This window comes from Paenibacillus sp. NPDC058898, from assembly GCF_049316025.1.
In the GTDB taxonomy this organism is placed as follows: Bacteria; Bacillota; Bacilli; order Paenibacillales; family Paenibacillaceae; genus Paenibacillus_AQ.
The window spans coordinates 323,712-349,321 of the sequence record NZ_JBMOSM010000001.1 but is presented as its reverse complement, the minus strand read 5'-3'; the positions used below and the strand labels follow the sequence as shown (position 1 = coordinate 349,321).

Annotated in this window: 25 protein-coding genes; 6 read left to right on the top strand and 19 right to left on the bottom strand. The window is 47.0% G+C overall.

Annotated features, from left to right (window positions below):
• Positions 1-92 precede the first annotated feature (92 nt).
• Entirely contained in the window at positions 93-1,655 is a 1,563-nt protein-coding gene (locus tag ACOZB4_RS01450; protein ID WP_379405313.1) for an ATP-binding protein, read from the bottom strand.
• Between the two features lie 172 nt (positions 1,656-1,827).
• Positions 1,828-2,610, bottom strand: a complete 783-nt coding sequence (locus ACOZB4_RS01445) for a DUF3889 domain-containing protein (protein WP_379405311.1) — start codon at positions 2,608-2,610, stop codon at positions 1,828-1,830.
• 167 nt (positions 2,611-2,777) lie between these two features.
• Here ACOZB4_RS01445 and ACOZB4_RS01440 point away from each other — a divergent pair, with 167 nt between their 5' ends.
• From ACOZB4_RS01440 to ACOZB4_RS01430, 3 genes are read left to right on the top strand one after another with little or no spacing between them, the layout of a single operon-like run.
• Positions 2,778-4,277: a spore germination protein gene (locus tag ACOZB4_RS01440; protein ID WP_379405309.1), complete on the top strand. Its 1,500-nt coding sequence runs from the start codon at positions 2,778-2,780 to the stop codon at positions 4,275-4,277.
• A 6-nt stretch (positions 4,278-4,283) separates the two neighbouring features.
• On the top strand, positions 4,284-5,360 hold the full coding sequence (locus ACOZB4_RS01435; protein ID WP_379405307.1) for a GerAB/ArcD/ProY family transporter: 1,077 nt from the start codon (positions 4,284-4,286) through the stop codon (positions 5,358-5,360).
• Between the two features lie 7 nt (positions 5,361-5,367).
• A complete protein-coding gene (locus ACOZB4_RS01430) occupies positions 5,368-6,474 on the top strand; it encodes a Ger(x)C family spore germination protein (RefSeq protein ID WP_379405305.1) in 1,107 nt (368 codons plus the stop codon).
• Between the two features lie 186 nt (positions 6,475-6,660).
• On the opposite strand, the gene ACOZB4_RS01425 is transcribed toward ACOZB4_RS01430, so the two are convergent.
• Positions 6,661-7,734, bottom strand: a complete 1,074-nt coding sequence (locus ACOZB4_RS01425; protein WP_379405303.1) for an acyl-CoA dehydrogenase — start codon at positions 7,732-7,734, stop codon at positions 6,661-6,663.
• A 74-nt stretch (positions 7,735-7,808) separates the two neighbouring features.
• Positions 7,809-9,620 (bottom strand): DUF3658 domain-containing protein, encoded by a 1,812-nt coding sequence (locus ACOZB4_RS01420; protein WP_379405301.1) that lies wholly within the window; start codon positions 9,618-9,620, stop codon positions 7,809-7,811.
• Positions 9,621-9,828: 208 nt separating this feature from the next.
• On the opposite strand from ACOZB4_RS01420, the gene ACOZB4_RS01415 reads away from it, so the two are divergent.
• Together ACOZB4_RS01415 and ACOZB4_RS01410 are read left to right on the top strand one after the other, a co-directional pair.
• Entirely contained in the window at positions 9,829-10,353 is a 525-nt protein-coding gene (locus ACOZB4_RS01415; protein ID WP_379405299.1) for a hypothetical protein, read from the top strand.
• Positions 10,354-10,496: 143 nt separating this feature from the next.
• Positions 10,497-11,186, top strand: coding sequence for a glycosyltransferase family 2 protein (locus ACOZB4_RS01410; RefSeq protein WP_379405297.1), 690 nt, complete (start codon positions 10,497-10,499; stop codon positions 11,184-11,186).
• Here the strand turns inward: ACOZB4_RS01410 and ACOZB4_RS01405 are convergent.
• Together ACOZB4_RS01405 and ACOZB4_RS01400 are read right to left on the bottom strand one after the other, a co-directional pair.
• Complete coding sequence (locus ACOZB4_RS01405; protein ID WP_076323429.1) at positions 11,160-11,363, bottom strand: hypothetical protein; 204 nt, start codon at positions 11,361-11,363, stop codon at positions 11,160-11,162. The two genes, ACOZB4_RS01410 and ACOZB4_RS01405, sit on opposite strands and share 27 nt — an antisense overlap.
• A gap of 25 nt (positions 11,364-11,388) precedes the next feature.
• Positions 11,389-11,805, bottom strand: coding sequence for a hypothetical protein (locus tag ACOZB4_RS01400; protein WP_379405295.1), 417 nt, complete (start codon positions 11,803-11,805; stop codon positions 11,389-11,391).
• Positions 11,806-12,043: 238 nt separating this feature from the next.
• Between ACOZB4_RS01400 and ACOZB4_RS01395 the strand changes: the two genes are divergently transcribed.
• Positions 12,044-14,659: a glycosyltransferase gene (locus ACOZB4_RS01395; RefSeq protein ID WP_379405293.1), complete on the top strand. Its 2,616-nt coding sequence runs from the start codon at positions 12,044-12,046 to the stop codon at positions 14,657-14,659.
• Positions 14,660-15,240: 581 nt separating this feature from the next.
• Here the strand turns inward: ACOZB4_RS01395 and ACOZB4_RS01390 are convergent.
• From ACOZB4_RS01390 to ACOZB4_RS01330, 13 genes are all read right to left on the bottom strand, one after another.
• The gene (locus ACOZB4_RS01390; RefSeq protein WP_379405291.1) at positions 15,241-15,498 is read right to left on the bottom strand and encodes a hypothetical protein; all 258 of its coding nucleotides are present in this window, start codon (positions 15,496-15,498) and stop codon (positions 15,241-15,243) included.
• 161 nt (positions 15,499-15,659) lie between these two features.
• Positions 15,660-16,193: an NUDIX hydrolase gene (locus ACOZB4_RS01385; RefSeq protein WP_379405289.1), complete on the bottom strand. Its 534-nt coding sequence runs from the start codon at positions 16,191-16,193 to the stop codon at positions 15,660-15,662.
• Between the two features lie 33 nt (positions 16,194-16,226).
• The gene (locus tag ACOZB4_RS01380; protein ID WP_379405287.1) at positions 16,227-16,754 is read right to left on the bottom strand and encodes a GNAT family N-acetyltransferase; all 528 of its coding nucleotides are present in this window, start codon (positions 16,752-16,754) and stop codon (positions 16,227-16,229) included.
• Positions 16,755-16,887: 133 nt separating this feature from the next.
• Positions 16,888-17,790, bottom strand: coding sequence for a metal ABC transporter permease (locus ACOZB4_RS01375; RefSeq protein WP_379405285.1), 903 nt, complete (start codon positions 17,788-17,790; stop codon positions 16,888-16,890).
• Complete coding sequence (locus ACOZB4_RS01370; RefSeq protein ID WP_379405283.1) at positions 17,787-18,725, bottom strand: metal ABC transporter permease; 939 nt, start codon at positions 18,723-18,725, stop codon at positions 17,787-17,789. The genes ACOZB4_RS01375 and ACOZB4_RS01370 overlap by 4 nt, the downstream gene beginning before the upstream one ends.
• 3 nt (positions 18,726-18,728) lie before the next feature.
• Positions 18,729-19,457 carry a metal ABC transporter ATP-binding protein gene (locus ACOZB4_RS01365; RefSeq protein WP_379405280.1) on the bottom strand — a complete coding sequence of 243 codons (729 nt, stop codon included), beginning with the start codon at positions 19,455-19,457 and terminating at the stop codon, positions 18,729-18,731.
• Position 19,458: 1 nt separating this feature from the next.
• Complete coding sequence (locus ACOZB4_RS01360) at positions 19,459-20,433, bottom strand: metal ABC transporter solute-binding protein, Zn/Mn family (RefSeq protein ID WP_379405278.1); 975 nt, start codon at positions 20,431-20,433, stop codon at positions 19,459-19,461.
• Between the two features lie 377 nt (positions 20,434-20,810).
• Positions 20,811-21,398, bottom strand: a complete 588-nt coding sequence (locus tag ACOZB4_RS01355) for a GNAT family N-acetyltransferase (RefSeq protein ID WP_379405276.1) — start codon at positions 21,396-21,398, stop codon at positions 20,811-20,813.
• A 27-nt stretch (positions 21,399-21,425) separates the two neighbouring features.
• Complete coding sequence (locus ACOZB4_RS01350) at positions 21,426-22,022, bottom strand: AAA family ATPase (RefSeq protein ID WP_379405274.1); 597 nt, start codon at positions 22,020-22,022, stop codon at positions 21,426-21,428.
• Between the two features lie 130 nt (positions 22,023-22,152).
• The gene (locus ACOZB4_RS01345) at positions 22,153-22,566 is read right to left on the bottom strand and encodes a GNAT family N-acetyltransferase (protein ID WP_379405272.1); all 414 of its coding nucleotides are present in this window, start codon (positions 22,564-22,566) and stop codon (positions 22,153-22,155) included.
• A 23-nt stretch (positions 22,567-22,589) separates the two neighbouring features.
• The gene (locus tag ACOZB4_RS01340) at positions 22,590-22,982 is read right to left on the bottom strand and encodes a VOC family protein (protein ID WP_339273225.1); all 393 of its coding nucleotides are present in this window, start codon (positions 22,980-22,982) and stop codon (positions 22,590-22,592) included.
• 83 nt (positions 22,983-23,065) lie between these two features.
• Positions 23,066-25,102: a penicillin-binding transpeptidase domain-containing protein gene (locus ACOZB4_RS01335; protein WP_379405270.1), complete on the bottom strand. Its 2,037-nt coding sequence runs from the start codon at positions 25,100-25,102 to the stop codon at positions 23,066-23,068.
• A 35-nt stretch (positions 25,103-25,137) separates the two neighbouring features.
• Entirely contained in the window at positions 25,138-25,476 is a 339-nt protein-coding gene (locus ACOZB4_RS01330; RefSeq protein ID WP_379405268.1) for a hypothetical protein, read from the bottom strand.
• Between the last annotated feature and the right edge of the window lie 134 nt (positions 25,477-25,610).

Here is a 25,610-nt window from a genome sequence, read left to right as displayed (position 1 = left end):
ATTGATGCATGAGTAATAAAGCAAACCATCTTGGATTGCTAAATAACTATCCTATCATAGGATATATTTCGGTAGATTGCCATCCATTTTTTCTAAGCGAGTGGAATCCGCAGGGTAAATGTCGTACCAATCCCTAGCTCACTGTGCACCGTTATTCTGCCCCCATGGTCCTCTACAATTTTTTGACACAAGGACAGCCCAAGTCCGGTTCCTTCTTCTTTGGTTGTGTAGAACGGATCAAATATCTTGGCCAGATTTTCATCGGCAATGCCTTTTCCGGTATCCTCAATTTCCACGACAGCCATTCGTTCTTCCGCTCTGAGCGAGATTCGGACGGAGCCGGTGTGCTCCATCGCTTGAAAGGAATTACGGATCAGGTTAATCAGTACCTGGATGATCTTATCACGGTCCATGACGATCTGAATCGGTTCATCGCTTACATCCAGCATAAATAAATGTCCATGCGAAGCGGCTTCGGATTCACACAACGAGTAGACTCGAGTCATACAGTCCCTAAGGGATTCTACCCTCATATTGCTGGCATGGGGTTTTGAGAAGTGTAGAAATTCTGCCGTCAGCTCCCCTACCCGCGTAATCTCCCCCATTATGACTTCATACCAGGGCTTAATGTTATAACTTTGATTTTTGGAGAGTTGAATAAACCCTTTAATGGAGGTAAGGGGATTTCGAATCTCATGGGCCATCCCGGCTGCCAACTCCCCCACCATCTTCATCTTTTCCGTCCGGATCATCTCCTCCTGGCTTCTCATCCAGGAATTGCGCCGCATTTGAAATATCCGGTCTTCTGCCGTGCTGATCATCTCTTGATAAGTTAAGGCTTCATGCGGGTAACAAGTGATGCTATAGGTCACCTGTACGCCGATATTTTCAAATTTGAACATGCTGCTGTCGATGTTGACATGCTCGGGCAGCAGTATGGCAAAGCGGTCTCCCGCATATCGGGAGGCTGCCAGCATATCGTTTCGGAACAGTTTGCGCACTGCCCGTGAGAAACTGATCAGAATCTCATTGGCTGTGGAGATGTCCTTGGCATTTAACGATTTGAAGTTGTTGATGTCCAGTAACACCAACTGAAAGGGCTTATTCACCTCAATGAGATGCTGAACTTTATTCAAATATCCATCATAATTCAGAAGTCCCGTCAAGGGATCATGATAGGTCAGGTAATCGTTTTGCTTATATAATTTCTTCTTTTCCGATTCGAGAAAGTTAACAAAATGAAAGGACATCACGACGACAAAGGATGCTAAGCAATCAAACACCGAAACCAGAATATTGTACTTTGTAAAAGGCACGTAAGTCAGACGAATAATAGAATATTGAAGTACCATAAGGAGGCATAGCGGCATCGTTTCTATGAAACGCTCCTTTTTATGAATGAGATTGATGATAAGTATGTAATACAGCAAGATACACCAATTCAATTGGCTAACATAATGAAACGCCCCGAGAAAGAGAAATTGAAGAATGCGAAGCCATTCGAACTTTCGATCCCATATGACGGATGCATACAGTAACGATGCCGTGAGCAGCATCAAAGGGATTGACGTTTGATATCCAAGATAAACCGACGACACCATGATAAAAACCGATATCAAGGGAACAAATAGGAGCTTAAGTACTATAAACGACAAAGCGAATCACTCCTAAATCACTATTACTGGCGCAAAATGTAGAAATCACGGAGGCAAGTTTCACCAAATATGGTACACCATATATAAGCGTCTGAACAGCAGGAAAACACCACTTTCAAAAACAGCAAACATGAATCTCTTTCTGAAAATCGTGTTTGTGCCTGCTAACCAGCTAGAATTCCTCGTATCGAATCGATATGAACTGATGGGTTGTCGGGTGAAACGCAACGGTTACGTATACGCCGAATTCACGAGCGCCTTTCTTAAGCCATAGCTTAAATTTCTCCTCCGCCATCTCATTGGATATCGTGGTTTTTCCCATATAGAGGTAGTCGACGACATCCATATTGTATTTACGCTTCGTTTCCGTCACGGCGAGCGTTCCCCACATGGCGTAAACAGGGTCCTTACTGTTCATGGCTTGGGTCAGGGACTCTGCAATTTCTGTCAATTCCTGCTGACTGATTTTCGACGAAGCGCGATTTGCAGCAGTTAAAAGGTATTGCCAGTTCCCCTTTTCGAATACTAACAGTTGAAGTGTATTGATCGGTCCCTTGTAAAACTTTGCAGTCGTATGATCTGCCAGCTCCGATTCTTGAAATGATAGATGCTTTAGCTGCTGTTTATTCTCCAGCGGATATAACGCGATCTTGTAGTCATGTTCAGGTTTATATCGGTTCCAATAATGAACCTCCAGATGCTCGTCCAATCCGCCTTCCATGTCATAACAGCGGCCATACTGATGCGTGAAAGCTACGGACGGCAATTGCGGTGGCAAGAAGATGGCTGTACCGAAATGTTTCCCACAGGACCTTAAAGCTTCCTCTACAAGCTCACCGCCGGATTCAAATATGGCTTGCTGATCATAGGAATCCGAAAGTTTTTTTATACCTTGTTCATAACCAGGACTTAACCCAAACGATAAAACACCGGCTAATACGATGCTGCCCAGCATATTAAACCTCCTCGTTACACCTCTAGTTGATCTAGCGTTCGTCACTCAAGCCTAAGATTCCCGCTTATATTCTTCCTAATTCAACTTGGGATTCGTTGGATAAAACCAGGGCAAAGTACACACACTGTGACAGACTATGCAGAAATCCGAGGTGTAAAGACGTGGGAATGAAACAGAAGTTAAAATCCATATTTCTGGTTAGCCATGAGCATTCTGAAAAAGGCCAAACTCACGAAAATCAGCAAGATCCTAACCCCCAGGAAGATGATAGGCTGACGCTGCAGCATATCATCGACCAATTTGATCATGCCGCCGATTTTGTCCATAAAACCTATCATAATGAACGTTTGCATGTACTGTATTTCAGTCATTTAGTCAATGAGGATCGACTGGCGCGTGACCTGCTCCCTCCACTCTTGAATTCCGATACACCGCTAGAACCGTTGACGCAGCAATCCCAGTATGAGCATGTGACGGATACTAAAAAATGCGTGGAGAGCATTCTTGACGGCATGGCTCTATTCTTTTATGAGGACAAAGCATACCTGATCGATGTTATTTTCCCAATATCACGTACGGTTGCTGAGTCCGAAACGGAATCCATCATTATCGGGCCGCACGAGGCTTTTACCGAACAAGCTTATACAAATCTGTCGTTGATCCGGAAGCGAGTTCAGAGTTCTCATCTCAAAGTCATTAAATTGTCCGTTGGTGAAGTGACCAAATCTGATGTCTATGTTCTTTACATCCAAGACATCGCAAATGAGAACTACGTAAAAGAAGTGATAAAGCGAATTAAGGATATCGAAATCGATGCTATCCATGATGCGAATATGCTGATTCAGTGCATTGATGATGATCCGTATTCGATCTTTGCCCAATTTCTGACCACCGAGCGGCCGGATACGATCGCATCGAAGCTGGTTTCGGGTCGTATCGTCGGAATTATGGACGGGAGCCCCACTGCCTTCAGCGCCCCGGTCAACTTTTTTGAATTCTTCTCATCCTCCGATGATTATTACCAACGGTGGAGCATAGGCACGGCATCCTTGTTCTTGAGGTTTGCAGCGCTCCTGATCACGGTGACGTTGACAGCCCTTTACGTATCGGTGACCTCCTTTCACTATGAAATGATTCCACAGAATTTACTGCTGACACTAACGGAGTCCAGAAGCAGAGTGCCTTTTCCCCCGATTTTTGAAGCACTGCTGATGGAGACAACCATTGAGCTGCTGCGGGAGGCCGGGGCTAGACTGCCAACCAAGATCGGGCAAACCATTGGTATCGTAGGCGGTATCGTTATAGGACAAGCTGCTGTGCAAGCAGGATTAACAAGTAACATTCTAATCATTGCGGTCGCCTCTTCGGCGATTGCCTCCTTTGTTATTCCCAACTATGTGATGAGTGCATCCTTTCGCCTGTTCCGTTTCGGACTTATTATCCTGGCAGGGTTTTGGGGCAATCTGGGATTGGCCATTGGACTCGCATTTATCGTCATTCACCTGAGCGGATTGACAAGTATCGGCGCCTCCTATTTATCGCCGATAGCTCCATTTGAGCCTTATGATTGGAAAGACGTGTTTCTGAGACTGCCTTTTTCCACATTGGCCAAACGGCCGACCCAAGTCAAAGCCAGAAACAAAGTGAAGTTAAAAATGAAGAGGTGAGGACAATTGAAAGAAAAACTATCCCAATTTCATACCGCGATCCTCATCTACATGATCCAAACGGGTGTATACGTATTCAGTATCACGCAGATCGAGGCCCAGTATTTCGGAACAAACGGCTGGCTTATCGTGATCCCCATAGCCATTCTGATCTGTCTGAATATTTACATGATGTATGGGGTGTACCAGCTGAGCAATGGACAGTCCATCTTCGAAATATTAGAAAAAAGCATTCCCAAGTTCATTTTGAGCCCCTTCTATCTGGCCATCAGCTTGGTATGGGCGCTTATCGGCTGTCTCGTAGGCAAGCAATATGTGCTGATCTTTCAGATGTTCGCGTTCCCGACCACCGATCCGATGGTGTTCAAGATTGCGATCGATGTTCTAGCTTTTATTCTGCTGACCAAAGGGCTCTATAACATTTCCAAGGCTTCGACCGTATTCTTCTGGTGCACTATCTGGATGAATCTCCTTCTGTTGTACTATCTGGGAGAATTCAGGTTCGAAAGATTGACCCCCTATCTTTTTAAAGACAGCTACAACATGACGCAAGGTTTTTTCCATATTTATTTGGCATTTATGGGTTATGAGCTGTGTTTATTATTGTTTCCGTATACCGATAAGAAGACCAAATTGTTCAGAGCGGTTATCTATGGTCATCTTGTACGTACGATATCCTACGTTATTCTGGGCTTTGTGTCATTTGGAGTCATTGGCAGCGATATGCTTAAGGTCATGCTGTTTCCGTTACTGGATTTGCTTGCTTACATCAAACTTCCGTTTATTGAGCGTGTCGAGAATCTCTTCTATGGCTTTTTCTTGTTCACAACCCTCATCACGCTCGTCCTCTATTTCTGGGCAGCCGGTGAGAGTACCCAAAGAGTCTTTCCGAAGATCAAACTCAACGTCCACTATTTTTTTATTATTTTGGTCGCCTTGCTCATCTCCTACATTCCAACGGTTTTAAATAGAATACGGGAGTGGATTTTGTTTCTGGGGTATATTCAGATCGGATTCGCCTACATAATGCCCTTAGTTTTAATCATTCTGCTGCTATGGCAGCGGCGAAAAAAGGCAGCGTGATGTGATCATGTTAAAAAAATGTACATGCCTGCTCCTCCTGCTATGTATATTCCTTATATCAGGCTGTGGAGATCAACGCATTCTGGAAGATCTGGGTTTCATCCAGACAACCAGTTATGATTTACTGCCGGATGGCAAGTTAGCCATCTCAGTTTCCATCCCGCAGGCAGACCCGGAAGCCACCTCTAAACGGGAGGTATTAACGGCGAACGCCTCAAGCAGCAAAGAGGCGAAAATGATCATGTCCCGGAGAACGGGTATGCTGCTGGTAAGCGGGCAAATCCGCAACGTGCTGTTCGGTCTTTCACTGGCGGAGAATGGACTGCACGGACATCTGGACACCTTATTCAGGGATCCCTCCATTTCATCACAGGTAAAAGTGAGTGTCGTTGATGGTAATGCGGGCGAACTGTTGATCGATGATTATAAGAACCATCCGCGAACAGGTCGATATATCGAAATGCTGCTTGAAAAAGAATCGCTGGGCCAGGCCATTCCAAAGGTAACATTATTCAACTTTGCCAGGGACTTTTTCGATCAGGGTGTAGATCCGGTTGCTCCGATTCTTAAGAAGCATGGAGATAATTTCATTACAACGAATGGAATCGCATTATTTAGAGATGATCGATATGTTGCGAGGATCGAACCTCAGGACGCATTGGTCTTCGCTTTTTTGAAGGACAAATTCAGAGATGGCCAAATTAATATTGATCTGACAGAGATTAACGGCAAGAAGGAAAACATCATGTTCAGTTCATTAATCAGCTCACGTAAAGTCAAAGTCACCCGCGGGGCTCAAGGCATTGACAAAGTGACGTATTATGTCAAAGTTTCCGGTACTGTTCTGGAATACATCGGCGATGCTAGGTTAAGCAACGATCGGCAGCGGCATGAGCTAGAGCAGCGAATCAGTCAATATATTTCAAAAAAGGGCGATAACATCATCAAGCTCATGAAACAACATCAGGTAGACAACCTTGGAATCGGTAGGTTTGTCCGTAATCGGGTGGGCTATGAGCAGTGGAAAAAGATGAACTGGCGACAAGAGCTTCAAAAGCTGCCGGTGGAATGCTCGATTGAAGTGCATATTAAAGATTACGGCAAGTTTCGATAATATGGGAATGGGCAGTGTCACTACCTTTGTTGGGTGAGGACCGGGCCTCCTACGTGAATACTGAATAATTGTGCTTTTCGGGGTATGGAATTAGCAGCAAATCAACATAAAAACCATGAGCTGCTTGGTATGCGGCTCATGGTTTTGCTTCTAAACGGTTATACATCTCAATGGTTTACTTCTCCATCAGAAGTTTCTTAGCAGCGCATGCGAGCATGCCGTCTGAAGATCCCTCCAGCAGCGATTGATTTCGGTGTCTTCCATCGCAGCGGATAAACCCAACAGCGGGAACACCTGCTGGCCGCAGGATAATGCTGTTTGGGCTGCTGCTACGCTTCGGGTGGTTACCTCTGCTTCTGTTGCATTCGATAATCCACCGTTACTCAGCAGCTCCTCCCATGAGCCCTCCACCGTCTCATAAAAATCCGAAACGGATTGCTCCAACATTGCTTTACGCTCCTCCAGCTTGCCGATCACATGAGGAGAGCTCCCTTTCTGTGCCGCAAGTGATTCTGCTGCTTCAAGGAAATGCTCGGCGATGCCAACGGCGACTCCAGCAAAAGATACTTGGGCAAACGGAAGGAAGGGATATTGATAGATTGTTTCGTTCTCATACCCTTGGGTTTCTGTAAGGGAGAACGTCATCTCCACCGGCACGAACGCATCCACAGCGGATATCGTATGACTCGCCGTTGCCCGCAGTCCGAAGGCATTCCAATCCTCCAGAATCTCGATTTGATCAGGGTACAGGATAAAGGATCGAATATGAGGCTCGTCCTGATCCGCAGTCGGTACGTCAGCTGCATCTGGTATCGTAGAATCTGGTTCGATAACCGCATTGGCTGTAAAGGTCGTTGCATAGGTAGAGCCGCTGCAATACTTCCAGCTGCCGTTCACAATATATCCGCCGTCCACCTGTCTTGCCGTAGCTGTCGGCATCCCGCTGCCCGCAATCACCGCTTCTCGGTGTGCGAATACGCGGCGACTCACCTCCTGGCTCATCAGTGCCGCGAAGAATCCTCCACCTGCTCCAATCGTAACCAGCCATCCCAGGTTACCGTCGATCCTGGCACTCTCCTGAAAAATGCGTGCAGCCTCCGGCAGTGAGGTCATTCTTCCTTCAAGCTCATCGGGCACAAACAAATGAAATAAACGATGATCGTATATAGCTGCCAGCACTTCGGGCGTTACTTGTCGATGCTTGTCCATCCCAAGCGCTTGTTCTTTTATGGTTTGAATCTGCTGATCCGTAAATAACATAACTCCACCGCTTTCCACTATCTTTTCTCTGTCTAATAATATTAAGTTTCCAACATTATACGAATGTGCTTAATTTATTCTTTCGGTGCCCTTTCATCGATCTGAGTTAACACCTTCTCCAGAGAACCCAAGAAAGACACGCGTTGTTCTTGATGCTGTTGATACGTGCTCAATAGGCTATCGATTTGAGTTTGTATGCTGCTCCTAAAAGCTTTCGGGTTGGTGGAAACAGATGATCCCAGTCCCTCTGCATCCAACTGGCGTAGTTCTTCCATGAGACCTCTCTCCGAATGATTAATTTCCATCATCTCACTCATCAGCGACTTCAGCTTCACGACCTTGGCCAGGCGCTGTGCATGGGTCCACCGCTCCTCGGGAGTCGATGCATCTACAAGAGAGATGCTGTAGTTTCGCATCGCTGTCAGCTCGCCGTTATAGGTTAGAGCCCCTTCCTGAATCAGATGACGAACCCGATACTCGATAAAAGAGTCGGAAACGGTTAATTCACCCATTCCGATCACCTCGCCAATAATGCGGGCTGATTTCTTGAAGAACCCATGTCTAGCCTCAAGACGATAAGCGGCTTGCAGTATATCTGCATCATAGTAAGATTCAGGAACGATGCGTAGCTCCTCACCTTGAAGCACGCGCAGGAACCCATCATCGTTTACGAGACGCTGCCAATCCGCACGATAGCCAGCCTGAGCTTGCGGCGACAATGGAACATGCTCGGCTGTGTCCAGCACCGTTTGAAGTTTATCTATAGCCATCTCGAATGTCCCACGATACCAAATGTTCGGGTTCTGCTTGTGAAGCACACTTGTCGCATTCACCAATATGGCATCAGGATGATCTGGTATCAAAGACAACAACCTGCGTAAGCCTAGTTGTTCCGAGGCAGAATCTCCTGCCCATATCATGCACGGCACTTCCCTCAGCTGCCGGGTCCAGGTCAGCCAATCGAAGGCGGCTTGCAACATCGTTAATTTCCTGTCATCCATATGCGCAATGCTATATCGTTCCTGAAACCACTCATTTCGGGTAGAGAACCAATGGGAGTAATCATCGTCCTTTGGGAGCGGCCCAACCATAAGATCATCGCCCAATGTAACTACGATTTCCCCCGGTTTCGAGCGCAGCATCATCCTTAACGACCCTGCCGTTGAATCATCGAAGGCGATATGGACACGCGATACATTTCCGCGATGAATCGGGGATTCGTTCAGGTAGGCTTCATTCCCCATCGACCACTCTTTATCAAAGAACTGGAGAAAAAGCTCGAGACTCTGATGCTTGCCATCTGCCAGCAGTCTTGCCGATTCCGTATTCATCTTGTCCTTTAGTTTTAGCAGCTTTTCATAAAAATGGTTAATGGCTGTACTCTTACCTTTTCGATACTCCTCTCGTGTCATGTGCTCCCGAAGGGGAATGTATGGATCGTACATGCTTTGTCCCTTCCAACCAGAATAAGCAAATGTACGGGCAATTCCGATCGTGCCAATCGCATCCAGACGATCTGCATCCTGTACAATTTGCCCTTCCAATGTACGCATGGCGCTCCCCGTTCCACCAGAGAATGACATCGTGCTGATAATCTCCAACACGGTTTCCTGGTCAGATGCTTCCACACCAGCTTGCTTCAACCAATGCTGAACCCGCTCATAACCTGCTTCCTTCGATTCGTTCAACTTCTCATCAGCTACGTCATGGAGATAGGCTGACAATTCACATATGTATGGATTCGCGCCTTCAAGATACGCCAAGAGTCGGGCGATGCGGGTGACACGCTGCACATGCCACCAATCATGACCGCTTGCATCCCGATCGTGCACGGAGCGTGCAAATCCTTGAGCTTGCTGAATAATTTGACTATAAGTCGATTTCATCTGATTCAATTTCCCCCATCCCTGATTCGGCTTTGCTTCTAGGCTCTATTATTCCCGATTTACCAGAGTGTCGCAACTTAGAGTATGTTATTGGCCAGTTGTATCCCCCATGCGCATGTGGGCATAAGATAACCAGGATTGGGTTAATTCCATTTAGATTCAGCTTGGTAACAGCTAAGATAAGGATACAGAAAGGAACTGAACGGTTATGCTGGTGTTTATTCTTCCAGGTTTAAATCCCCATTTAAGCGAGAATACTGCAGCATCGGTTCAAAGCGTTTTCTCCGATGCCCGTCAAGTGATAATCCCTAGCGAAGAAGTGACCGCAACGATCCTAAATGAAACACTTGCCCGGGAGTTTGGCCCGTGGTTCATGACGCTTTATGCGGGAGATTCTGTCCAGCCTCATGCCAAGGTGGAGATTGAACAATGGCTGAGGACCTGCAGCGACCATTCAGCCGGATATATCATAAATCCGGTTTCGATTACGGATCAGTTGGCTCCCTCCAAGAACAGACACGTCCCATACTTGCGCATTCCCCGTGGACCGCTGTTATGGCGCACGAAGACTGTCATGAGCGGACAAACACCGGGCTTTAGAACCAGAGAGCAGCTGCCATTTCAGAAATACGTATTGAACGATAAAAATTCGAGTTGTCCACGCGATATGAATGGATGGAAGTTGATTCCGCCGGAATCTTATACCATCAACGCGCGGCTCCCGCTTGGATGAAAGAAACAGAGGAATGGCAAGCCGTATTACCTCTTCTCCAAGCTGGATCCCAAGAACAATCACAGCCACCAGTGGTCTCATGTCCTCCTCTGGTTACCATTGCTTTGTGCACCTATAATGATGGCTCATATCTTCCCTGGGCTGTGCGGTCCGTATTAGCGCAGACCTTCGGGGGATGGGAGCTTGTGATTCTTGATGACGGATCAACCGATGCAGAGACTGCACATTATCTGATGAGGGTGCCTCAGGATAATCGCATTAAGCTGATTCGACAAGAAGTTAATACAGGTAAATCACGAGCTCTGAACAGAATATTGAACCTAGCGAAAGCTCCCTGGTTATTGGAGCTGGATGCCGATGATTGGCTGGCACCCGACGCGCTGGAGATCCTCATGAGGGAGGCTGGTGGCCAACAGAATACTGCCGTCGTGTATGCTAATCATATGGAATGGCTGGAACGTGCGAATAAACAGCTGGTGTATCAAGGAGTTAAAGTTGCCCCCTCTTCCTTGTCTCCCTATGTGCTGCTGCAAAATGCCCCTGCCGTCGCTCCGCGCATGTTCAATGTCTCTATACTTAAGCAGGTTGATGGCTGGGATCATCATACTCTCTTTGAAGGGAGACTGTATGAGGATATCGGACAATTAATGAAGCTATCCAATACACACAAGCTTTATCATGTACCAGAGGCGCTGTACCACCGAAGATTAAGAACGTCCAGCTTGACGCATCGGCATCCCCACCAATACTTGGAATGGAAAAATTCCATTATAGGCGAGTCTGAAACATGGAAACATGACCATCATTCAGAGAGGCAGAATGCGTACGAATGAAATGCTCTCATTAAGTACAGTGACTACTTGAGAGGTAGGAATATAATTCGAGCTTACCACTTCCACTGTAATTAACCCGTCTACTGAGGATCGTAACTGACCTTGCAGAAATTGATTCACCTGTACAACTTCTACCGTTCTGCCCACGAATGCAGCCAGAATTTCTGAAAAGTCCATACTATCTAATTCCTCCCATCTTTTATCAAGCGATAGATAAGAAGCTGCGGAGCGGGATTATGACGATACTGCCGTTCGGCTCTGCAATTTGTACATTATCTTCTCCAATCGCGATCAGCGTCCCGAATATGGTACCTGCCGTTGTTTCCACTGTAATTCGGCTGTTCAGTCTTCCTCTTAAAAAAGCAGAGACACTGCTCCCTGGACTTGCTCCTGGACTTGCTCCACCTTGTAAACCGTTCACCTGCTCTTGAAGCGCATGGATCCGTTCATTCAATCGAACAATCTGCAATCGGATTACTGCAATACTGCGAATGAGCTTTCGACGCAGAGATAAAAATTTACTCCACACCGAATGTGAGGTTTTTTTACGCTTTTTCTTTTTTCGTACTGTAATTTCTTTGCTTCCCCCATCAAGACTCCTGTTCCAATATCTCCTCACAAGTGCCCCTCCCTTTGTATAGTCATTGGTACCTTATGTGAATGCCGGGACAGTGGCAACTCGTAATGTCAATGATAAGGAAATGGCCTAATTTCCTTAACACCGAAAGCCAGTCATCAGTGGTACGCCCTCCAATCATTTCGGGTATTTCCGCCTCATCTGGTGTTTTACCCATACAGATATTTGGAATGATACATATTTTGTTAAATAGACCCTTGCACTAGAGAGGAGGCTAACCTTGAATAAAATCAAGTCTTACCGCCGCCGCAAATCTTCAACCCATCGCTCGGCCGTGCATCATTGGAAACAGCGCCAGCTAGCCCTGAAATACATTCGGAGGAAGCGATCCGCTCCCCCTCCAACTCCCGTTGTCACATTGCCATTGACCTCCTTGCGATCCACACAACAAATGAAGCAGGTTCCTGTCCAGTCTGTTGACGTATGGATGCCCACTGACGAGGAGCCTGGGCCCGGAACGATGCCGTTATACGATATCATTCGGTTTCCCGTCATTGATTGGCAGTTCCGATGGCAGCGCCCCCAGCAGATGTCAGAACAATTTGCTCAGCAGGGGCACCGAGTGTTCTACGTAAATCCGGGGATTATTGGATTAGGAGAAGAAGAAGCGACAAGAGAAGAAATCAACCGTCAGGTTAAGGTTAAAAATATTGATCGTAATATATGGCTGGTCACCTTATGCGCCAATCAGCCATTGAATTTGTACCAGGATCAAATGGATGATTGGGATATCCAATATTTAAAGTGGTCGGTTGAGCATGTAAGGGATAAATTCGGGCTATCCCAACTGGTCTCCATTGTGGATCTTCCATTCTGGACTCCACTCGTAATCGCTATGGATCAGCATCATATCGTCTACGACTGCATGGACCATCATGCCGGCTTCTCAACAAACGACAAAACGATGCTCCTGCTTGAAGAACAGCTGCTGCGGGAAGCGGAGCTCGTGGTAACAACCTCTCAGCATCTATACGACTGGGCTGCCCCATACAATCCTTCTACTGTACTTATCCGCAATGCAGCAGATACCGCTCACTTCTCGAAGCAGCCTGAAGAGGTACTGCCGGAGCTTGAGTCCATTCATCAGCCGATAATTGGTTACTACGGAGCTATATCTGACTGGTTTGACATTCAGCTCATGGAGTCACTCGCCAGAAGTCGGCCAGATTGGACGTTTGTTCTCATTGGACACACTTTCGGCTGTGACATCTCGGGGATCGAGGAACTGAGTAACGTATTATTGCTAGGAGAGAAGCCGTATCATGAACTCCCTGCTTATCTGCATCGCTTCCATGTCGCGTTAATTCCGTTCAAGAAGAACGAGCTAACACAAGCCACCAATCCAGTGAAGCTGTATGAATATTTGGCTGCCGGCAAGCCGGTCATCTCTACAGAACTTCCTGAAGTGAAGACTGTTGCAGATCACCTGGTCATGATTGCGGATACTCCCGCGCAATTTGAAGAGGCGATTGAAGCTGCCCTTCTACAGTCCGAGCAAAACGTTATTGAACAGCGGCGGCAGTTCGCCAAGCTCAACAATTGGGATCATCGATATGAATCACTTCATGCAGATATTGTCCAGCACCTGTTTCCCAAGGTCAGTGTGATCCTGGTCGTTCATAATAACTGGTCTTATACACAGCAATGTCTTCATCGGCTCCTTCAATCGGGTCATTATCCGAATTTGGAGGTTATCGTCGTAGATAACGCCTCAAAAGATCAGACATCCTCCAATCTTAAGAGTCAGAATCATCCACTGATCAAGGTGATCACCTCGCCTACGAATCTCGGATTTGCCGCTGGCAACACGCTGGGATGCGCGCAATCAAGCGGAGAATTTATCATTCTGCTCAATAATGATACGCTTGTTCCGGATGGAAGCTGGATCTCCCGTCTACTGAGACCTTTTCAGAAAGACGAAATGCTGGCAATGACGGGTCCGATGTCTAATCACGTGGGGAATGATCAAGCGCTGGATCATTTCATTGGGGATGCTGTTCAAGGCGCTCACCCCCATTGGCTTAGTGAATTCTACGAACGTTACCGGCGAAGATACCGGTATACCGATCTGCTTGGATTTTTCTGCGTAGCCATTAGACGAAGTGTGTGGGAACGTGTGGGGGCATTGGATCCCGCTTATGGCCTTGGCATGTTTGAGGACGATGATTATTGCGAACGTGTCCGGAATGCAGGGTACCGCCTGGCCATCGTGGAAGACGCCTTTGTCTATCATCACGGGAGCGTTACGATCAAGAAGCTTAAGAATCATGTCTATAATGCGTTATGGAACAAGAACAAAGCTTACTATGAACAAAAATGGAACAAACCGTGGAGAACGCCAAAAGGACCGGATAGCCTTTTTCATATGGTAGATCAGCCGGACGAAATCGCGTCCAGAGTCAAGCAATCCGGGAAGAAGGTCGTGCTGGTGCTCAGTCTTACTGTATGGGAAACCAATTCCAGGCGCTGGCAGCAGATAGTAAATGGTTTAAGCGAGGACGAGAATCTGCTTGTGATTGTGTATACTCATGTATATCATGGCAATCTCATCGTAGGAACCCGAAAAATAGGTCCTCGGCTGTATTTTACAAATCGGATTGATCTGTTCTCGGAGGTTAGGTTTGATCAAGTCGTTTATTGCGGCTCTACGGATGTTCACTCGCAGGTCCACTCCGATCATTATTGTGTCGATTCCCTAAGCTACCATGAACAGCAGCTCAACTCCTTGCTAACTCAAATATCCAGGCTGCAGGTATTAGGCCTGATCAGTGCATCTCAAGTAGTCAGCCACTTATGCTCGTCTGTCCAAGCTGTAACAGAAATGACAACCAATTAAAATAAAGCAGCCCCTCCATGATCTGATTGTAGAATCAGTCATCATGAAGGGGCTGCTTCTTGATTATTCTGTTGATCCTAACGCAATTTAATACCGGTACAATGACTGACAGCTTCATAAGCTATTCACTCCTCCTTATTGAGAAGATGAGGTTCCTGAATCAATAGCTGCATCTCTTTCTGATTGCCGCGTGCCTGTAGATATAGATACAGTGCATAATTGAAATCGTAATTGGGATTCCCATCAGGTCCTACGAATGGATGCCATAAATGAACCATTTCCCCTTCCAGTCGAATATGAATGTAACGTAATTTTTGGATCGTTTCGCAGGATCACCGGCCCACCCTATTACAAAAGGGGTGCTGCCCCTGCGCACTATCATGGATGTCTGGAATAGCCGATGGTCTACAAAATGCCCGATGTATTCTACGTTAGCCTCCGGAGCCACCTGTCTAAGCGTTTGGCCCAGCTATTGGTTCATCGCACGAAATATGCCGATTCGGGGAATGACCAGCCTGAGAAACTCCGGATAGGGGATCAGTTCATCACGGTTCCATTCACGAAAGGTTTCGTAATTCTGACTAAAATAATAATAAGAGACCGCAGCCGAGGCATCGATACGAATATGCTTGAAAATACAATAAGGCTGCGATTCCCAAACACATTGCACCTATTCGGTCATAGGCCTGATTAAGATCCACACTGCTGTGACGCTCCAGATACCGGCCCAATTCCCCGACGGACATGAGGTCCAGCGAAGGATGATATTGCTGAATAAGCTTTGCATGCTTTCCTAAGATCCACCACTCCACATCATAGATCAGCAGATGCCTTCCCATGAGTCGAACACTCCTTTATGCTCATAATGGATTATATTCGTTTCGGGGCCGCCAAGTTTGTCACCGCGAGATAAATGATGAATTGGTCCATATTTCACGCATAAAAAGAGCCGCACCTTACAGATAAGTTCTGTATCGGCGCGACTCTTCGTGTGTTGAATCTATACTCTTTTATCCACGATATGCTTATATTGCTGAATGAAACCCTTGAGCAAACCCTGCATCATCGCAAAGACCAGCTCGGAGTCCTGCAGCTCGTTCTCCTTAATCCGGTGCAGGCATTCCGTTACGCTCATTCTTACTACGTCAATGCGCTCGTATCCCTCGAGCTGTTGATCTGCTTGACTTATCACCTCATCGGTATAATAAACATGGGCGATTTCATTGCATCTCCAGGACGCCGGATACAGCTTTCCGAGATAATGAAGTTTGCCGCATGTGCAGCCCGTTTCTTCCAGCATCTCACGGCGTGCTGCCGATTCCAGATCCTCCCCCTCACCTACGCCACCGCCAGGTAACTGAATGACGTAGTCATCCACGGCGGCGCGATATTGACGGATCAGCAGCAGCTGATCGCCATCCTTAGCCAGAATAACAACGGACATATGATCCTCTTTCGTATAATACACTTTACCTGACGCTTGCTCGTAAATCGAAATTCCGTTATTACGGATTAACAATTCAGTGTTATCCATGGAGGCAGAAACTCCTTAGCATTATGATAGATTTTAGATTTCGAATTCCTCTTTGAGCACGGAGAATAAATAGGAATCATGGTAAGCACCTTTAAACCATAGGTGCTGCCGAAGATGCCCTTCCTGCTTCATTCCGATATGGCGCATGACCGCAGCTGACCCGATGTTTCCCGGCCTGCAGGTGGCGTAGATCCGATGAACTCCCAGCTCCTTAAAACCAAAACGGCACATAACGCTAGCAGCTTCCGTAGCATAACCCTGTCGCCAATAGGCGGAATTCAAGCAGTATCCAAGCTCTGCGTTCGTCTTCGATCGGTGAAGACCCACACCCCCGATTAAACGGCCGCTATCTTTCAGCACGATTGCCAGTTCATAGCTCTCACGAGGGCTCTGCTCCTTCATTTGGCGGATTTCCGTTAAATATTCTAAGGTATCCTCTTCCGTATTCGGTCCCCACATTGTATACTCGGTCACTAATGGGTCAGAGGCGTAGGCATGAATACTTGCAAAATCCTCCTCCTGAAAATCCCGGATCACCAGTCTTGTTGACTCCATGTGCATATGTACTCACTCCTTGAAATAATCTTCATCACAATCGCGGCGTTTTTTCCTGATTATACCATGCTCTAAGAGTGTTGGAAGAAAAAAAGAAGCCTGGGCATCTAATCGCCCAAGCTTCATACAGCATCATTTTTTAGGATACACCATCCAGTTTCTCTTCGCTTCCGTGCGTATTAAATTTATGAAGATAACGGGAAAGCACGCCATGTCTCGGAGAGAACAGGAAGCTGATAATAAATACGATTCCGGTGGCAAACGCCATAGATCCTGAGATGGAGGTATCCAGCCATAACGCGACATAGTAACCCATGATTGCAGAAATGACGCCGAATGCTCCGCTTAACACCAGCATGATGGAGAGTTTATCCGTCCATAGATAGGCCGCGGCGGCAGGTGTTATAAGCATAGCCACCACCATGATCGCTCCCACGGCATCAAACGATGCAACCGTCGTGATGGAGACCAGCGACATAAATACATAGTGCAAGAGTACGACAGGAATGCCAATACTGGCCGCCAAAGCCGGATCAAAGGACGTAATCTTCCATTCCTTGTAGAAAGCCAGGATGACAATAAGTACGACGAGGAGCACGGCTGCCAGCATAAAGGTAGCCTTTGGCACCTCCCCTAACAGAGGAACGTGCATTAATTCCCAAGGCACAAACGTAATCTCGCCCATGAGGGCATGCTTGGTATCCAGATGCGCATTGCCAACCTGAGTTGCAATCAGGATAACGCCAATCGCAAACAAGGTTGTAAATACAACACCGATGGATGCATCCTGCTGAACGCCCCGGGAATGGAACCATTGAACGAGGACCGCTGTCAGCAATCCGGCAATAATCGCACCGATCAGCATATGAGGCCCGCTTAGTTCTCTTGTGACGATAAACGCCGTTACGATCCCAAGCAGCACCGTATGGCTGATAGCATCAGCCATCATCGCCATTCTGCGCAATATCAGGAACACGCCAACGATACCGCAAGACAATCCGACGAGAGAGGCCGTAAGCAATATCCATCCTGTGTAGGTCATTGATTGCTCCCCCTTTCGGACAGCCGGGGACTTAAAACAGGTTGGTTATGGGAGTCCATATGCTCTTTTTTCTGAGAGCGGAGCTGCAGCGCTTGGATCAGCAACCCCTTCTCAGCACCGAAAATCAGGGAAACCGTGAACAATACGGAAGAGGCTACAACGATAAACGGCCCTGTAGGCCATCCTTTCCCCATTGTGCTGACCAGGGTACCGACAAACCCGGAGCCGCCTCCAAATATAGCCGACAAAATGACCATCATTTTGAAGGATTGTGTCCAATATCTTGCGCTGACGGAAGGTATGATTAGCATGGCCGCCATCAGAATGACGCCGACAGCCTGAATACCAATGACGATGACAAGAACGAGCACACCCATATAGAGGGTATTCATCAGACGGCTATTCAACCCTAATCCCCGGGCAAAATCAGGATCAAACAGAAACAGCTTCCATTCCTTAAAGCCAATCGAGACGACCAGAATAACTAAAGCTGCCAGGATGAGCATCGTAAAAACATCCTTACGAACCATGGACGCAGCCTGGCCGAAAATAAAGTTATCCAGTCCGCTCTGATTTCCGCCCGCTGTACGGTTCACAATCGTAAGCAGCATAATGCCCAATCCGAAAAATACAGATAGAATCATGCCCATGGCCGTATCTTCCTTAATGCGGCTGGAGGTACGGATCCACTGGATCATCCAGGCCCCGATTAATGCGCTGGCAGCAGCCCCGAGTATCATCACCAGCAGATTCTTGCTTCCCGTCAATGCAAAAGCTACCACCACACCGGGAAGAGCCGCATGAGACAACGCGTCACTCATCAAGCTTTGCCGCTTCCAATAGGCGAGACAGCCAATCATGCCGGCTGCCATGCCCAGGATTAACGTGCTCAATAGCACCCACTGCGTGTTTGGAGACAATAATGAATTTAGCATGCGTTACGCCTCCTTCATCCAGCGAAGCGAACCGCCGTAGGCGCGGTATACATGTTCCTTCGTGAATACGTCTTCCGTCTTCCCATGCGCAATGACCGTACGGTTCAGGAGCAGCACATGGTCGAAATAATCCTCAACCGTCTGGAGATCATGATGGACCACCATTACGGTTTTACCGGCCATTTTCAGATCCTTCAGCGTGGTCATAATAGCCCGCTCGGTTGCAGCATCAACTCCGGCTAACGGCTCATCCATGAAATAGAGGTCGGCATCCTGGACAAGCGCCCTAGCGAGGAATACGCGCTGCTGCTGTCCACCGGAGAGCTGGCTGATCTGCCGGTCGGCAAAGTCCGCCATGCCCATTTGATCCAGCGATGCCATCGCTTTTTCCTTATGGCTCTTATTCGGTCGCTTCAGCCAGCCCACCCGGCCGTATAAACCCATCATGACAACATCCAGTGCATCGGTCGGGAAATCCCAGTCCACGGATCCGCGCTGCGGCACATAACCGACACGAGTCTTGGTTTTGCTTAAGCTTGATCCAAAAAATGAGACCTTACCGGACAGCTTGGGATGAAGCTCCAGCATGACCTTTAACAGCGTTGATTTACCGGCGCCGTTTGGCCCGACAATGCTGGTTAAAGAGCCTTGTTCCACTTTAAAGGAGACATGGTGGAGCACTTTGTTTTTACGATAGGATGCATTGAGGTCTTGAACTTGAAGTACAGACATTTTATTCACCACTTCCTGTTAATGCATGATAGATTGTTTCAACGTTATGACGATACATTCCGATATAAGTTCCTTCCGTTGTTCCCGCTTCGCCCATGGCATCGGAGAAGAGCTCTCCTCCAAGCTTTAAATCCAACCCTTTCTTGGCAGCACCTTCAATGACGGCATTAATCGAAGCCGGATTGACGCTGCTCTCGACGAATACGGCAGGCACCTTGTGCTGCAGCAGAATATCGATCGTTCCGTTAATATCCGAGAGGCCGATTTCATCCTCCGTACTCAAGCCTTGTAGTCCGACTACCTCCAGACCATGCAAGCGGCCGAAATATCCAAAGGCATCATGAGCGGTTACCATGACCCGCTGCTCTTCCGGAATCTGACTCAACTTATCCTTGGCCTCGGCTTTCAATTCATCCAACTGGGCAAAATACTTCTGCTTGTTCTCTTCAAAATAATCGGCGTCATCCGGGGACAGCGACTTCAGCTTCTCTACCGCGGAATCGAGCGACGCTTTCCACAGATCGATGTCAAACCACACATGGGGATCGATGGCCTGCGTATCATCCTGCAGCAATTGATCCTTCGGGATGGCATCCGCAATCGCCAGTACAGGTTTGTTCTTACCAATCTGCTCGAATATTTCCGTCATGTTGCCTTCGAGATGAAGCCCGCTATAGAAAATAACATCACCGCTATCTAATTTCTTGATATCGCCTTGGGTTGCATTATATAAATGCGGATCGACGCCAGGCCCCATCAAGCTCAGTACCTCGACCCGATCTCCCCCGATAACGGAGATGGGTTCCGCAATCTGTCCAATGGTTGTAACCACGCGAATGTTCTTATCTCCCTGTTCACCCGCTGCTCCGTCCTGCTTCACTTCTCCCGAAGCGCACGCGGATAACACCAGCAGCAAACTCAGAATGGCGGCCGCCCCTATAAATATCCTGCTTCTACTAGTCCTCTTGTTCTTCATCTTCTTCTCCTCCACTCCACATCAATAATGAGTTTGCTTAATCCTTAGACGATCTTGGACATCTCAAGCCTAGTCCTGCAACGATACAATTATTTTTCCCTAATGCAACTTTAATTCCTATGTACAAAAAATAATCCATCCTTAGGTTTTTGTCAATGCAATTTTACAAATTCGTACATCTCATTCTGTTTGGATCAGTCCATCCCCTCTTGATTTTATTGAATTTTCCGTACATACAGAGTTTATTTTTCGTCGAGGCAAAATATTTAGTTATATATAAAATATTTTAGTGATTTGATTTTGAGTGAACTTAATAATACAAAAAGACGACTTCTCCATTAGAGAAATCGTCTTTTTTTGTTATATTCCGGGTATCGCTAAAACTCTACACCACGCACTTTTGAATATACCTTCAAATGTGAAAATCCGCCACGATCCCTTGGCATCACGTTTCTCAGCGTACCTTCTAATGTAAACCCGCAGCGTTCCGCAACCTTAATGCTTCGTTCATTCAAAGTATCGCAGCGTATCTCGATTCGATTAGCGCCCAGATGCTGAATAGCAAAGTCCGTGATTCCATCAACTGCTTCCTTCATGAGACCTTGCCCGGTTCGGGAGCTTCTGAGCCAATAACCGATTTCGAAGGTTCTGGCCTCCCAATTCATTCGATGTAATCCGCTGCTGCCAACCAATTGTAGCGAGTCTTTGTCCAGAAGATGCATGACTAGATCGCTACGCTCCATAAACTGCAGACGAGCCTTACGCACATAAGCCTCAGATTCAGACACAGCGGGAATGTTTCTTGCAAACGGAAGCCAGGGTTTAAGCTCCTCTACACTTTCAAGTATGGCTTCATTGATACGCTCTCCGTCACCCCACTCCGGTGCACGGATAATAAGCCGTTCCGTCTCAAATCTGTCTGGAAAGGACAATAAGATTGGATTTGTTTCCATGGGTGTGTTCATACCGTCCATCTCCTGTCCATCCACTCGTTATCCAAAAAATCGGATATGCGCAAATTTGGTTTTGATTCGATCGAGTTTCTTCTTGGCTGAGCTGCGATGATCAGGCAATAACTTCACATTTGCCAAAGCACCAATCGTCTCTACAACCTGGTCGATCGATAAATGATCTGTGTCGATATGTTGCTGGAACACATCATTCGAGAATCCGCTGACACACCGGTCAATTTGTTGTGCGGCCCATGAATTCGAACCTTCCCCTCTGCTGCGCAGTCGTCTAAGGAGTACTTCCTTGGAAGCGCACAATGTAAAATGCTGTACGACCACGCCATCACGTCTCAAATTACCAACGATTTCATCGAAATATTCCGCGTTCGTTATCGTCATCGGAGTTATGATCAATTGATCGGATTCCTGGTCCAAATACTTAAACATGGAGTAATTAAACTCCCTCCACATCGGATAATGTTGAAAGTCATCGCGTTTGGCATCCTTCGGCACATTATCGCGAATGAAATAACCTGCATTCTCCGGATCGTACACGTACGAGTTCGGGATTCTTCGCTGAAGCTCATGCGCAGCCTGGGTCTTGCCCGAACCGAATGCACCGTTAACCCATATAATCATAGATGAATCCCCCTTCTTAACAGGACGAACTTTTGTAAAACCCTTAATGATACCGTCCTCATATCCGAAGGATTGATAGAATTTTACCGATCCCTTTGCCTCGGTAAACACTGAATACGAATAAATTAAACTAGTCTTCCCTACGAAAGTCCGGCATTCGAGTCAACGTTTTGCCATGATCGCGGACAAAACCATATTGTTCGTACAGACCATGGGCATCCCGCGTAGACAATATACCGAACAAATTTCGGTAATCCTCGTGGGTCGTAATCGTTTCGAGTAATTTCTTCCCCACACCCTGCCCCCGATATGCCTCTTCCACAAACACATCACACAACCAATAGACGGTTGCGCCATCCGTCACCACGCGAGCAAAGCCGATCTGTTGGTTGCCGAAATATGCTCCAAAGCATGTAGAACCTTCTAGCGATTTCTTGATTTTCTCGTCGGAGCGCTCGTTAGCCCAATAGCTTTGCCGCAAGAAATGTACAATGACGTCCAAATCCAACAAGGAAGGGTCGCTGCTAATAAGGACCTGCTTCATGTCAATTTTCCTCATTCCATCACCTAGTCTCTCTTCCCGGAGCCAAATGCAATCACATAGCCGTCCGGATCTTGAATCGCAAAATCCTTCCACACACCCCAGGCTGCTTCCATTAATACAGGCTCCTGTACCACTTCTGCACCTCTGGAGGTCAGTTCCTCATACAATTCATCCAATTCGTGGTGAGTATCCACGTATGCGTATGTATCCCATGGTGTCTCTTGGTCCTTGCCTGTTGGATTGGGTGTGACATCTGTACTCGATTTCGCCTGGATCAGCTTGAATCCGAGCGCAAAATCATCCCTGACCGCCCAAACGTCATTCACCTCGCAACCCAGCACTTCTTCATAGAACTGTTTGGAACGGGTAAGATCTGATACCAATCGAACTTGGACTGCAAATTGAATCTTGCTCATAAGATCATCTCCGACTATTTTTTATTCCATATTACAACCGTCCAGTTCGCTTAACAAGAGCTTTTCGTTAGCTTATTATCAAGCTATTTTTTTTCGTAATATTTTCGCAAGATCGGCGCGACTTTGTTCACGACATACCCGCTGCCTCCCCGTCCTTCAACATGCTCTACCATCATCGCAAGCAGGAGCTTGGACTCTGTCGTGTCAAACGCAACGAACCATCCGTTCTCCTGTCCTTTTTCGGCTTTACTGATTTTGAGTTCGGCGGTTCCCGTCTTGCCTGCAATTTCAATACCCGAAATATCAGCACTATGTCCGCTACCTTTTGGATCCTGAACCACATCGACGAGCATACTCTTGATGATCTGGGCAGTGTGCGAATCCAACACCTCTCTTGTTTCCTTAGGCCCTTTCTCTTGCTCTGATGAATCCAGCACAGGCTGAATTAGCTTCCCGCCATTAGTGAAGGGAGTATAAGCCAGTGCCAAATGTAAAGGACTCATGAGCACTTCCCCTTGACCATATCCGGAATCGGCGAGCTGAATTTCGTTTTTTATCCCCTTATTAGCCAAGCTTGCTTTCGGAAAAGGGAATTGAAGCGGCAATGCCTCTTCGAAGCCGAACTTTACAGCTTCCTTCAAAAAAGCATCCGCACCGATCTCCAATGCTTCCTGCGCCAGATAGATGTTATCTGAATACACAAGAGCATCTCTCAGGTTCAGGACGGGAACTTCCTTCACGCGAGTCACGTAATAATTTCCCCAGCTCGGGTCTTTAGACCAACGCAGGCCGTGGATCTCCCTGACCTTTCCAGGTGTAGTGACCCCAAGCTTCAGACCAACCGCAGCCGTGATCGGTTTAAATACCGAGCCCGGGGCATACAGCTTAGTAAAACGATTCATTAGCGGCTTATCCGGATTGTGATTCCATTCATCCCACTGCTCTGACGATAATCCAACAATGAAAGCATTGGGATCATAGGACGGGCTGTTGACCAACGCCAAAATTTCTCCGGTCTTGGGGTTAATGGCCGCTGCGGTACCTGCATCCTCACGAAATGAAGCATATATGGATTGTTGAAGTTCAGCATCAATGGTTAAATGGATATCCTGACCATTTACCGCTTTCTTCTCGGCTAAGATTTCTTTGACCTGACCCGAGGAATCCACGATCGATATCCGCTTACCATCCCGCCCGCGCAGAACCTCATTATATACTTGCTCGGATCCTGATTTACCGATAAGTTCATTCGGTCCATAATGTGCCTCAGGTGCATTGGTCAATTCCTCCTTTGTCACTTGGCGAATATAACCTGTTAGATGTGCTGCCGCCGCACCGTAAGGGTAGACTCGAGCACGCTCATTCTTTTTTATAACGCCTTCCAAATCACTATAATCCATTCTGCCCTGCTGCGCATTCAGGTTCAAGATGGGTACGAACAGATCGTCTTTCACCCACGCCGCGTCCAGCTTTTGCTTTATAATCTCGGTCGAAATTCCCAACCGTTCAGCCAACATATCCAAGGTCTGTTCTCCATCGTCACCCAGCTTCCCTGGAATAATACCGATGACCTCAATCGTGCCATTTATGGCCAAACCGTGACCATTACGATCCAAGATCTCGCCCCTGCTGGATGGTAACGTCTGCACATTCACTTTATCCAAAGCATCCATGGCCGGCAAAATCAAGGAAGGATGCCATACTATTCGCCAAGACAGGTTCTTAGCCCTGGTTTGATTGTCCTCTTTTAAAAGCTCAAACGAACCTTCTGCCTGCACCCGACCTGCCGATGTTTCCAATTGGATTTGGTAGGGATAGAACACTCGCTCATCCGTTGTTTCGCTTCCTTCCTTAGGCGTAAAGTCAGGCTTTATGGTGAGGTCTTCTGCTCCAATCCCTTCATAGATGGTCTGTAATCGTGTTGCAAATTCTTCCTTTGTCATCTCCTGTCTGGACTCCTGTGACAGCAGATCATACATCGATTCATAGCTGTCTTCTTCCCACCATTCCACATACTGTTTCGCAATCTCTTCTGGATCCGATTCCTTGTTGCGATCACAACCCGTATGTATTAGCACTAAACTCAGGCACAAGAAGACCCCTATCCATTTAAAATACATCGCTTCCACTCCTCAGATCCCATAATTAATCGTCATTACATCGTTCTCCAAACGATAAAAATGATCATGATCAGGACACAATCCATCCCAATCAACATCAACAACTTGGCATGCTGTTTCCGATGAAACGTTATCCCGGTTTCTATTAATGCAACAGCAAGCAAGCCCCACAGAGAGACCTCCATAATCGGAATAAGGAGGATAACCCAGATGATGGCAGTGTTGCTCACCATCAATAATAAACATAAAATGATGGCAATGATCGGAGGGAGCAATTTCACCCTTGTCGATTTCTTCGCGCGATATGCCCACAGTTGAAACAATCCCATCCCCATAAGTGTCAATACATATTCATAACGTAAAAAAGAGTCCATTCTGATCCCTGCCTTCTCAATTAACAACAATCTCTAACCAAAGCATGCTGTATTGTACAGTATACTTATAGTGTATTGTTGTGAGAATGCATGTTTTCCGGCTCTGTACCCGTACAGAACGATTGGAGGAATTA